The 10493-nt window shown below is 71.6% G+C and carries 7 protein-coding genes and 4 tRNA genes; 4 read left to right on the top strand and 7 right to left on the bottom strand.

The features are described 5' to 3' along the window. Positions 1 to 114: 114 nt before the first annotated feature. The 4 genes from K7G60_RS31300 to K7G60_RS31285 form a co-directional block, all read right to left on the bottom strand. Positions 115 to 187, bottom strand: a tRNA-Lys gene (locus K7G60_RS31300). A 167-nt stretch (positions 188 to 354) separates the two neighbouring features. After that, complete coding sequence (locus tag K7G60_RS31295; protein ID WP_225804339.1) at positions 355 to 2475, bottom strand: DEAD/DEAH box helicase; 2121 nt, start codon at positions 2473 to 2475, stop codon at positions 355 to 357. Positions 2476 to 2673: 198 nt separating this feature from the next. Beyond that, positions 2674 to 3291 (bottom strand): hypothetical protein, encoded by a 618-nt coding sequence (locus tag K7G60_RS31290; protein WP_225804340.1) that lies wholly within the window; start codon positions 3289 to 3291, stop codon positions 2674 to 2676. Positions 3292 to 3502: 211 nt separating this feature from the next. Continuing rightward, positions 3503 to 3853: a metallopeptidase family protein gene (locus tag K7G60_RS31285; RefSeq protein ID WP_225804338.1), complete on the bottom strand. Its 351-nt coding sequence runs from the start codon at positions 3851 to 3853 to the stop codon at positions 3503 to 3505. A 104-nt stretch (positions 3854 to 3957) separates the two neighbouring features. Between K7G60_RS31285 and K7G60_RS31280 the strand changes: the two genes are divergently transcribed. The 3 genes from K7G60_RS31280 to K7G60_RS31270 all read left to right on the top strand — a co-directional run bounded on the left by K7G60_RS31280 (position 3958) and on the right by K7G60_RS31270 (position 4239). Then, a tRNA-Glu gene (locus K7G60_RS31280) sits at positions 3958 to 4030 on the top strand. Between the two features lie 39 nt (positions 4031 to 4069). Continuing rightward, positions 4070 to 4143 (top strand) — tRNA-Asp (locus K7G60_RS31275). A gap of 22 nt (positions 4144 to 4165) precedes the next feature. Further along, positions 4166 to 4239 (top strand) — tRNA-Phe (locus K7G60_RS31270). Positions 4240 to 4340: 101 nt separating this feature from the next. On the opposite strand, the gene K7G60_RS31265 is transcribed toward K7G60_RS31270, so the two are convergent. From K7G60_RS31265 to K7G60_RS31255, 3 genes are read right to left on the bottom strand one after another with little or no spacing between them, the layout of a single operon-like run. After that, positions 4341 to 5180, bottom strand: coding sequence for a cytochrome c biogenesis CcdA family protein (locus K7G60_RS31265; RefSeq protein ID WP_225804337.1), 840 nt, complete (start codon positions 5178 to 5180; stop codon positions 4341 to 4343). Further along, positions 5177 to 5917 carry a thioredoxin domain-containing protein gene (locus K7G60_RS31260; RefSeq protein ID WP_225804336.1) on the bottom strand — a complete coding sequence of 247 codons (741 nt, stop codon included), beginning with the start codon at positions 5915 to 5917 and terminating at the stop codon, positions 5177 to 5179. The genes K7G60_RS31265 and K7G60_RS31260 overlap by 4 nt, the downstream gene beginning before the upstream one ends. 56 nt (positions 5918 to 5973) lie before the next feature. Next, positions 5974 to 6333, bottom strand: a complete 360-nt coding sequence (locus K7G60_RS31255; protein ID WP_225804335.1) for a hypothetical protein — start codon at positions 6331 to 6333, stop codon at positions 5974 to 5976. 112 nt (positions 6334 to 6445) lie between these two features. On the opposite strand from K7G60_RS31255, the gene hrpA reads away from it, so the two are divergent. Further along, a complete protein-coding gene (gene hrpA / locus K7G60_RS31250; protein ID WP_225804334.1) occupies positions 6446 to 10414 on the top strand; it encodes an ATP-dependent RNA helicase HrpA in 3969 nt (1322 codons plus the stop codon). The last annotated feature ends 79 nt before the right edge of the window (positions 10415 to 10493 follow it).

Raw genomic sequence — 10493 nt, 5'->3', positions numbered from 1 at the left:
TACTTCGGCTGACGCCCACCGGAAACACCCCCGAACGACGGAGCGCCCCGCCCGGTACAGACCGGTCGGGGCGCTCCGCGGCGGGTAGGAGGGTCTCTCCTCCCCCGTGCTCGGTAGGCCGTGTGGGACTCGAACCCACAACCAATGGATTAAAAGTCCACTGCTCTGCCAATTGAGCTAACGGCCCGTGGACAAGCACACCCGAGCAGCATAGCCCGAGAGGGCCCGGGAACCGATCGGGTATCCGACACCGGCCGTGGCGCGGGCGTGGCGCGGGCGCGGTGCTCGTACGGGACAGGGCCCGTGCGGGCACCGGGGTGCTCGTACGGGCCCTGCTCAGCGTTCTACGCGATGTCAGCCGTTGCGCTTCCAGCGCGGCTTGTCGTCGCGGCGGCCGAAGGAGCCGCCGGTCGAGCCGGCGCTGCCGCGGTGGTCGTCACGACGGCCGTACGGGCGGTCGCCGCCCGAGCGGAAGCCGCCGGAGGGGCGGTCGTCGCGGCGGTCGCGGTTGAACGGACGGTCGCTGCCGCGGTGGCCGCCGTGGCCGCCACGGTCGTCGCGGTTGAAGCCGCCCGACGGACGGTCGTCACGACGGAAGCCGCCGGAGGGGCGGTCGTCGCGGCGGAAACCGCCGGACGGACGGTCGTTGTCACGACGCTCGAAGGGACGGCCGCCACGGTCGTCACGGTTGAAGCCGCCCGACGGACGGTCGTCACGACGGAAGCCGCCGGAGGGGCGGTCGTCGCGGCGGAAACCGCCACGGTCGCCGCCACGGAAGCCACCGCGGTCACCGCGGTCGCCCCGGTCGTCACGGTTGAAGCCACCGCGGTCGCCGCGGTCACGGCGCTCGAAGTTGCCCCGCTCGTCGCGGAAGGTCGAACGCTCCTCGCGCCGCTCCTCGGCACGCGCGGCGCGCTCGGCCTCGGCGGCGGCGGCCGCGACCTCGGCCTCGGCGGCCTCGGTCACCTCGGCGACGGCGGCCTCCGGGTCCTCGCCGCGCTCGCGGGCGGCGCGGGCGATCAGGCGGTCGGCCTCCTCGCGGAGCTCGACGGCGCGGCGCTGGAGGCGCTCCAGCTGCTTGGTCAGGTCGACGACCTCGCGCTCGGCCTGCTTGGCCGAGTTGTTCGCGGAGTCGGCCTGGACCTCGGTCAGCGAACGGGCGCCGGTGATCTCGGCGACCTCCGGGTCGAAGGCGCCGGCGCCGCCGACGATGTGGCGCGAGGCGTCGACGCCCGCGTCCTCCATCAGACGGAAGATCTGGCGGCGCTGGTGCGGCAGGGCCAGGGAGACCACGACGCCGGAGCGGCCGGCGCGGGCGGTGCGGCCCGAGCGGTGCAGGTAGTCCTTGTGGTCGCCGGCCGGGTCCACGTTCAGGACCAGGTCGATGCCGTCGACGTGGATGCCCCGGGCGGCGACGTCGGTCGCGACGAGCGCGTTGACGTAGCCGTCCTTGAAGTCGGCCAGGGTGCGCGTACGGGCGCCCTGGGTCATGCCGCCGTGCAGGGCGTCGGCCTTCACACCGGCCTCGCGCAGCTGCTCGGCGATGCGGTCCGCGCCCAGCTGGGTGCGGACGAAGATGATCGTGCGGCCCTTGCGCGCGGCGATGGCGGCGGTGACCGGGGCCTTGTCCTTCGGCTTCACGACGAGGACGTGGTGGGTCATCGTCGTGACGGCGCCGGCGGACGGGTCGACCTCGTGCGTGACCGGGTTCACCAGGTAGCGCTTGACGAGGGTGTCGATCTCGTTCTCCAGGGTGGCGGAGAAGAGGAGGCGCTGGCCGCCCTCGGGGACCTGGTCGAGCAGCTCGGTGACCTCGGGCAGGAAGCCCAGGTCGGCCATCTGGTCGGCCTCGTCGAGGACGGCGACCTGGACGTTCTCGAGGGAGCAGGCGCCGCGGTTGATGATGTCGCGCAGACGACCCGGGGTGGCGACGAGGATGTCGACGCCGCGCTCCAGGGCGTAGATCTGGTTGCCCATGGACGTACCGCCGCAGACGACCTTCATCTTGAGGCCGAGCACGTCGCCGTAGGGCTGGAGGGCGTCCGCGACCTGCATCGCGAGCTCACGGGTCGGGGTGAGGATGACGCCGCGGGGCTTCTTCTTCTCGGTGTGGCCGTCCGCCAGGGTGGCGAGCAGCGGCAGACCGAAGGAGAGGGTCTTGCCGGAGCCGGTGCGGCCGCGGCCGAGGATGTCCTTGCCGGCCAGGGCGTCCGGGATGGTCGCCGCCTGGATCGGGAAGGGGGTGGTGACGCCGTTCTGCGCGAGCTTGCGCACGACGCCCTCGGGCAGACCGAGGTCGCCGAAGGTGACGGTGGGCTCGGCGGGCTCCTCGACGGAGGCCTCGGCGCCGGTGTCGTCGGCCTCGATCTCGACGGTCTCGTTCGAGACGGTCTCGACGGTCTCGGTGGCCTCTACGGCCTCGACGATCTCGTCGTTCTCGGGCATGACGGCGTGGTCAGAACTGAAAATGGACATGCGAAATGCGAAACCTTCCGGAGTCTCGGCACGCGCCCGTCAACTCCGTGATTTCGCAAATCGACCGCCTCAATGCGGTCAGCCACGGCTAGGGAGAGTACGCGCCACACGGCGCTCTTCTGTGTCGGCGCCGGGCAATGGGATCAAACGATCTACCACCATACGCACCCTCCCCCACCTGTGGCAAATCGGACTACGTCACACCGGCCCGACCTGCGGAGACGCCTCCGGCTCCGGGGGTGCGCCCGGCCCGTCCGCCGCCCGCATCGCGCCCATCTGGGTCTCGGTGCCGGAGGTCGGCGGATCGGTGGGGTTCGAGGTCGGCTCCGGAGTCGGCTCGGGCGTCGGGTTCGAGGTCGGCTCGGGCGTCGGCTCGGGGCTCGGCGGGGTCGGCTCGGGCGTGGGCGTGACCCCGCCGCCGTCCTGGCCCCCCGCGCCTCCGCCGCTGCCGCCGTTCCCGCCGCCGCCACTGCCCCCGCTGCCGCCGTTCCCCCCGCCCCCGCCGGAGCCGCCGCCCGTGGCCTCGTGGCCGCCGCCGGCCGGCTGCGACTTCGACGGCCCTCCGGGTCCGCCGGGGCCCTCCACCGGCAGTACCGCGCCCGCCGAGGGCTTCGCCGTGCCCGACGGCGAGCCGCTCGGGACCGGGGACTCCTTGCCCGCGCCGGCCGCGGCCGGTCCGCCCTTCTCCGGCCGTCCGTTCCAGGACCCGCCGTCCCCGTCCCGGACACCGCCGCCGCCGTCGCTCTCGGCCGCCGCGCCGTGCTTCCCCCCGGACGCGCCGGGCGCCGGCTTCGCCCCCTCGTCACTCACACTCATACAGCCGCTCAGACCGGCACAGGCCGCGACGGCCAGCGCGGTGGCGGCCCATCGCACCGGGGTGGGCAAATGGCGCACAGGGGCACCTCCAGGACACAACAGGCAGGAAAGGAACGCGTCGCACTGCCCAACTCCCCGGGCACCGCAAGGGACACGGCCCCCGCACAGCCGCCCGCTCCGGCCGAAGCCACCCGGCCCGCGCCCGCTCCGCTCAGCCGTAGCCGAGCGCGTGCAGCCGCTCGTCGTCGATGCCGAAGTGGTGGGCGATCTCGTGGACGACGGTGATCTCGGTCTCCTCGACCACGTCCTCGCGCGACTCGCACATCCGCAGCGTCGGCCCCCGGTAGATCGTGATCCGGTCGGGCAGCACCCCGGCGTACCACTCGCCGCGCTCGGTCAGCGGCGTCCCCTCGTAGAGCCCGAGCAGCTCGGGATCGTCCGGGGAGGGCTCGTCCTCCACGAACACGGCGACGTTGTCCATGAGCCGTGTCAGCTCCGGCGGAATCCGGTCCAGGGCCTCGGCGACGAGCTCCTCGAACTCCTCGCGCGTCATCTCCAGCACGGGCCCATTCTCCCCCGCCCGGAAACCGTTTTGGCGATAGCGGCCGACATCCCATATGCTTCTCACGTCCCCGACGCGCTGAGAAGCGCGCAGGTGAGCCTCTAGCCCTCATCGTCTAGTGGCCCAGGACGCCGCCCTTTCAAGGCGGTAGCACGGGTTCGAATCCCGTTGGGGGCACGCATTACCGTGTGCGACACTAGTGGTCGCACAAAGCAAGGTCCTGTGGAGCAGTTGGTTAGCTCGCCACCCTGTCAAGGTGGAGGTCGCGGGTTCAAGTCCCGTCAGGATCGCTGAGGTCGGAAACGACCTCGTGGCTGGGTAGCTCAGTTGGTACGAGCGATCGCCTGAAAAGCGATAGGTCGCCGGTTCGACCCCGGCCCCAGCCACAAAGAGAAGGCCCCGTTCGAAAGAACGGGGCCTTTTCGTTTCACGTGAAACAGGCAGCGGCGGTACGGGGAAGGGGGGGTGGCCCCCTTCCCCGTACCGCTCAGCTCTCCTCGCGCTCCCGCGTACGCCCCCGAAGGCCCCGGACCGCGAGCACCGCCGTCACCGCCGTCACGACCGCGACGAGCAGCGCCCAGTCCGGCACCGAACGGCCCAGCGAGGCGACCCGCTCCTCCACGGCGAAGGAGTCGTCCACCGACAGCGGCCCCGGCAGCGCGGTCGTCCCGTCGAAGACCAGGAAGAGCGTGCCGAGGGCGATGAAGAAGAGGCCCGAGAGCAGCGAGGTGGAGTGGACCTCGAAACGCCCGGCCCGGAGCGGGCGGCCGCGCAGCCAGCGCCGCCGCCCCAGCTCGTACCGGTCCCAGAGCAGCGCCAGGACGAACAGCGGGACGGCCATGCCGAGCCCGTACACCGCGAGGAGCAGGCCGCCGTACGCCGGGCTGCCGCTCAGCGCCGCCACCGTCAGGACGCTGCCCAGGATCGGGCCCGCGCAGAAGCCCGCGAGGCCGTAGACCAGGCCGAGGGCGTAGACGGAGAGCGCCGTGGTGGGCCGGATGCGGCCGCTCGCCCCGGCGATCCGGCGGGAGGTGAAGCCGAGGCCGAGGACCTGGAGGACGCCGAGCCCGATGATCAGCCAGCCGCCGGCGGTGACGAGCAGGTCCCGGTGGCCGTAGAAGAACCGGCCGGCGAGGGAGCCGGCCGCGCCGAGCGGGACGAGGGTGGTGGCCAGGCCCGCGTAGAGGATGCCGGTCCTGGCCACCAGCTTCGCGCGCGTGTCGATCGAGTACGCGAAGAAGGCGGGCAGGAGCAGGGCGCTGCACGGGCTGAGCAGGGCGAGGAGGCCGCCGAGGAAGGCGGCGAAGTAGCCGATGCCGGAGGTCACCGCGCGGCCTTCTTCGGAGCGGCCTTCGCCGCCGCCTCGATCGCCTCCGTGAAGGTCTCCAGGGGCTGGGCGCCCGCGATCGGCCGGCCGTTGATCAGGAACGACGGGGTGGAGGAGGCGCCGAGCTCGTACCCCTGTTCCTGGTCCTTCCGTACGGCCTCCCGGGCGGCCGCGCTCTCGCTGTCCTTCGCGAACCGGGCCGCGTCGGGAACGCCGGCCTCCTTCGCGAGGGCGGCCAGACGCTCCTTGCCGAAGCCCTTCTCCTTGGCGCCCTCGGCGTAGGCGGCCTTGTGGAACTCCCAGAACCGGCCCTGCTGCCCGGCGGCCCAGGAGGCCCGGGCGGCGGTCTCCGACTCCTCGCCGAAGATCGGGAAGTTCCGCCACTCGATGCGCAGGGTGCCGTTCTCGACGTACTTCCTCACCAGGGCGGGCTCGGTGTCGCGGGCGAACTTCCCGCAGTAGCCGCACTTGAAGTCGGCGTACTCGATGAGCACGACGGGCGCGTCGACGCGGCCGAGGGCGAGCTTGTCGGAGGCGTCGCGGCGGGCGTACGCCTCCAGCTCGGCGTAGACGCCGGCGGAGGGGTCGGCGGAGACCTCGGCGACGGCCGAGGAGCCGGAGGCGCCGGGGGACGAGGGCTTGGTGGCGGTGTACGAGACGACGCCGAGCAGCACGGCGGCGGCCGCGACCCCGGAGACGATCGCGACGGACTTGGACCTGGACCTGGACTCGGACATGCGGAAGCGCTCCTGAAGGCGGGAGGGAGAAGGGACGGCGGAGGACGGCCGTCCGTCTAAACCCTCAGAACCGAGAGCTCCACGGGAGTCGGCACGCGCGCGGGTGGCTCCCGGCCGGGCTGTGCGGCCGGGCCGAGCGCGTCCGGCCGCCGGACCGCGGGCGTCACCCGGTCGACGGCCAGGGCCGGCAGCAGCTCGGCGAAGCCGTGCGCACGCGGCGGTACGACGGGGGTCGCGGCCCCCTCGTCGGCGGCGTGCCCCGGGTCGCAGCCGGGCACAGCGGCGCCGAGGACGACCGGGGCCGCACCGCCGGCCGGGGTCATGCCGCCCGGAGCGGAGGCGCCGCAGACCAGGAGGGAGAGCACCAGACCCAGGAGCGCGGCGAACGCCGCCGACGCGCGGGCGGTGCGGAACATGCGAAACCCCTCCGGTCCGGGCCAGATGCCCGGAATACTACGCACCGCCGCCCGGCCCCCTTCGTAAATGGGTTCGCCGCTTCTCGCCCGCAGGTGCGATCCTGGATCCCGTATGTCTACTTCCTTCGCCGCCCTCCAGTCCGTCCTGGCCGAGGTCTCGCTGCGGGACTCCCACCGGCTCGGCCGCCGTCTCGAAGGCGCCCGCCGCATCCGCAAGCCCGAGGCCCGCGCGGCCGTCCTGGACGAGATCGCCGCCGAGGCGGCCAAGGCCAAGGAGCGCGTCGACGGGCGCGCCGCCCGCGTGCCCGCGGTCACGTACCCCGAACAGCTGCCCGTCTCGCAGAAGAAGGACGAGATCCTGGAGGCGATACGCGACCACCAGGTCGTGATCGTCGCCGGTGAGACGGGCTCCGGCAAGACCACGCAGATCCCGAAGATCTGTCTGGAGCTGGGCCGGGGCGTCCGGGGCATGATCGGGCACACCCAGCCCCGCCGGATCGCCGCCCGCACGGTCGCCGAGCGCGTCGCCGAGGAGCTGAGGACCCCGCTGGGCGAGGCGGTCGGCTGGAAGGTCCGCTTCACCGACCAGGTGAACCCCGACGCGACCTTCGTGAAGCTGATGACGGACGGCATCCTGCTCGCCGAGATCCAGACGGACCGCGAGCTGCGCGCGTACGACACGATCATCATCGACGAGGCCCACGAGCGGTCCCTCAACATCGACTTCCTGCTCGGCTATCTGGCCCAGCTGCTGCCGAAGCGCCCCGACCTCAAGGTCGTCATCACCTCGGCGACGATCGACCCCGAGCGCTTCTCCCGCCACTTCGGCGACGCCCCGATCGTCGAGGTCAGCGGCCGTACTTACCCGGTCGAGGTCCGCTACCGGCCCCTCCTGGAGGAGGACTCCGACGAGTCGGACCGGGACCAGATCACCGCGATCTGCGACGCCGTCGACGAGCTCCAGAAGGAGGGGCCGGGCGACGTCCTGGTCTTCCTCTCCGGAGAGCGCGAGATCCGCGACACGGCGGACGCGCTGATCAAGAAGAAACTCTTCAACACGGAGATCCTCCCCCTCTACGCGCGCCTGTCGCACGCCGAGCAGCACCGGGTCTTCCAGGCCCACTCCGGCCGCCGGATCGTCCTCGCGACGAACGTCGCCGAGACCTCCCTGACCGTCCCCGGCATCAAGTACGTGATCGACCCGGGCACCGCCCGCATCTCCCGCTACTCGCACCGGACCAAGGTGCAGCGCCTGCCGATCGAGCCGGTCAGCCAGGCCAGTGCCAACCAGCGCAAGGGCCGCTGCGGCCGTACGTCGGACGGCATCTGCATCCGGCTGTACTCCGAGGACGACTTCCTCACCCGCCCCGAGTTCACGGACGCGGAGATCCTCCGTACGAACCTGGCCTCCGTCATCCTCCAGATGACCGCGGCCGGCCTCGGCGACATCGAGAAGTTCCCCTTCATCGACCCGCCGGACCACCGGAACATCCGGGACGGCGTGCAGCTCCTCCAGGAGCTCGGCGCGATCGACCCCGCCGAGAAGGACCCGAAGAAGCGGCTCACCCAGCAGGGTCGGAAGCTGTCCCAGCTGCCGGTGGACCCGCGGCTGGCCCGGATGGTCCTGGAGGCCGACAAGAACGGCTGCGTCCGCGAGGTCATGGTGATCGCGGCGGCGCTGTCCATCCAGGACCCGCGCGAGCGGCCGTCCGAGAAGCAGGCGCAGGCCGACCAGCTGCACGCCCGGTTCAAGGACGAGACGAGCGACTTCCTCTCCTTCCTCAACCTGTGGCGGTACGTCCGCGAGCAGCAGAAGGAGCGGGGCTCGTCCTCGTTCCGCCGGATGTGCAAGCAGGAGTACCTGAACTTCCTGCGCATCCGCGAGTGGCAGGACATCTACGCCCAGCTGCGGACGGTCGCCAAGCAGATGGGCATCCACCTCAACGAGGAGGACGCGTCGGAGCAGTCCGTGCACGTCTCCCTGCTCGCCGGCCTGCTCTCCCACATCGGCCTGAAGGACGTGAAGGAGAGCAAGGAGAGCCGGGACCCGAAGCGCGAGGGCACCCGGAACGAGTACCTGGGTGCGCGGAACGCCAAGTTCGCGATCTTCCCGGGCTCCGCGCTCTTCAAGAAGCCCCCGCGCTTCGTGATGTCCGCCGAGCTGGTGGAGACCTCGCGGCTCTGGGCCCGGGTCAACGCCCGGATCGAACCGGAGTGGATCGAGCCGCTCGCGCAGCACCTGGTGAAGAAGACGTACAGCGAGCCGCACTGGGAGAAGGACCAGGCGGCCGTGATGGCCTTCGAGAAGGTGACGCTGTACGGCGTCCCGATCGTCGCCGACCGCAAGGTGAACTACGGGCGGATCGACCCGGAGGTCTCCCGCGACCTGTTCATCCGGAACGCGCTCGTCGAGGGCGACTGGCGCACGCACCACAAGTTCTTCGCGGACAACCGCAAGCTCCTCACCGAGGTGGAGGAGCTGGAGCACCGGGCCCGGCGCCGGGACATCCTCGTCGACGACGAGACGCTCTTCGACTTCTACGACAAGCGCGTCCCCGAACACGTCGTGTCGGGCGCCCACTTCGACTCCTGGTGGAAGCACAAGCGCCGCGAGGAGCCGGAGTTCCTCGACTTCGAGCGCGAGATGCTCATCAACGAGAAGGCGGGGGCGGTCACCAAGGACGACTACCCGGACTCGTGGCGCCAGGGCGCGCTGAAGTTCCGGGTGACGTACCAGTTCGAACCGGGCGCGGACGCGGACGGCGTGACCGTCCACGTGCCGCTCCAGGTGCTCAACCAGGTCACCGACGAGGGCTTCGAGTGGCAGATCCCCGGTCTGCGCGCGGAGGTCGTCACGGAGCTGATCCGTTCCCTGCCGAAGCCGATCCGCCGCCACTACGTCCCGGCGCCGAACTTCGCGACCCGCTTCCTCGACTCCGTCGTCCCCGTCCAGGAGCCGCTGACGGGCGCGCTCGCCCGGGAGCTCCAGCGGATGGTCGGCGTCCCGGTCACGGCCGAGGACTTCGACTGGGCGAAGGTCCCCGAGCACCTCAAGGTGACCTTCCGGATCGTCGACGAGCGGCGCCGGAAGCTGGCCGAGGACAAGGACCTGGAGGCGCTGCGGCTGAAGCTGCGCCCCAAGGCCCGTCAGGCGCTCTCCAAGGCTGCCGCGGCGGCGACGGGCGGCCCGGACGGCTCCGGGCCCTCCCTGGAGCGCACGGGCCTCAAGGACTGGACGATCGGGACGCTGACGAAGGTCTTCGAGACCCGTCGGGCCGGTCAGCCGGTGAAGGCGTATCCGGCGCTCGTCGACGAGGGCGACTCCGTGGCCGTGCGGCTCTTCGACTCGGAGGCCGAGCAGGCGCGGGCGATGTGGCGGGGCACCCGGAAGCTGATCATGCTGAACATTCCGGTGAACCCGGCGAAGTTCGCCTCGGAGAAGCTGACCAACCAGCAGAAGCTGGCCCTGTCGTCGAACCCGCACGGCTCGATCCAGGCCCTCTTCGACGACTGCGCCACCGCCGCCGCCGACAAGCTGATCGCGGACCACGGCGGCCCGGCCTGGGACGAGGAGTCCTTCCGGAAGCTGTACGACAAGGTCCGCGCGGACCTCGTCGACGTGACGGTGCGGACGGTGGGCCAGGTCCAGCAGATCCTGGCGGCCTGGCAGGCGTGCGAGCGCCGGCTGAAGGCGACGAACAGCCTGGCGCTGATCGCCAACCTGACCGACGTCCGCGAGCAGCTCGCCCGGCTGATGCCGGCCGGCTTCGTCACCCGTACGGGCCTGAAGCGGCTGCCGGACCTGATGCGCTACCTGGTGGCGGTGGACCGGCGGCTCCAGCAGATGCCCACCGGGGTCCAGCGGGACACCACCCGGATGGAGAAGGTCCGGGAGATGCAGGACGAGTACGCCTGGCTCCTGGAGCAGCTTCCCAAGGGGCGTCCGGTGCCTGCCGAGGTCACCGACATCCGCTGGATGATCGAGGAGCTGCGGGTGAGCTACTTCGCCCACGCGCTGGGCACGGCGTACCCGATCTCCGACAAGCGGATCGTGAAGGCGATCGACGCGGCGGTCCCGTAGGCCCCGGCGGCCCCACGGGCCCCGTAACCGGAACGCTGCCGTCGGTGAGTTCGACCAGACCCCCTGACCTGCTGTACAG

The organism is Streptomyces sp. NK15101 (assembly GCF_020400725.1).
In the GTDB taxonomy this organism is placed as follows: domain Bacteria; phylum Actinomycetota; class Actinomycetes; order Streptomycetales; family Streptomycetaceae; genus Streptomyces.
Note: the sequence above shows the minus strand (reverse complement) of the source record. Positions and strands in the feature narration are given on the sequence as shown.

Bases quoted from the DNA above. Each gene is read 5' to 3' on its own strand.
- K7G60_RS31295 (WP_225804339.1), bottom strand. From the start codon at position 2,475: ATGTCCATTTTCAGTTCTGACCACGCCGTCATGCCCGAGAACGACGAG.
- K7G60_RS31260 (WP_225804336.1), bottom strand. From the start codon at position 5,917: ATGTCCGAGTCCAGGTCCAGGTCCAAGTCCGTCGCGATCGTCTCCGGG.
- K7G60_RS31290 (WP_225804340.1), bottom strand. From the start codon at position 3,291: ATGAGTGTGAGTGACGAGGGGGCGAAGCCGGCGCCCGGCGCGTCCGGG.
- hrpA (WP_225804334.1), top strand. From the start codon at position 6,446: ATGTCTACTTCCTTCGCCGCCCTCCAGTCCGTCCTGGCCGAGGTCTCG.
- K7G60_RS31255 (WP_225804335.1), bottom strand. From the start codon at position 6,333: ATGTTCCGCACCGCCCGCGCGTCGGCGGCGTTCGCCGCGCTCCTGGGT.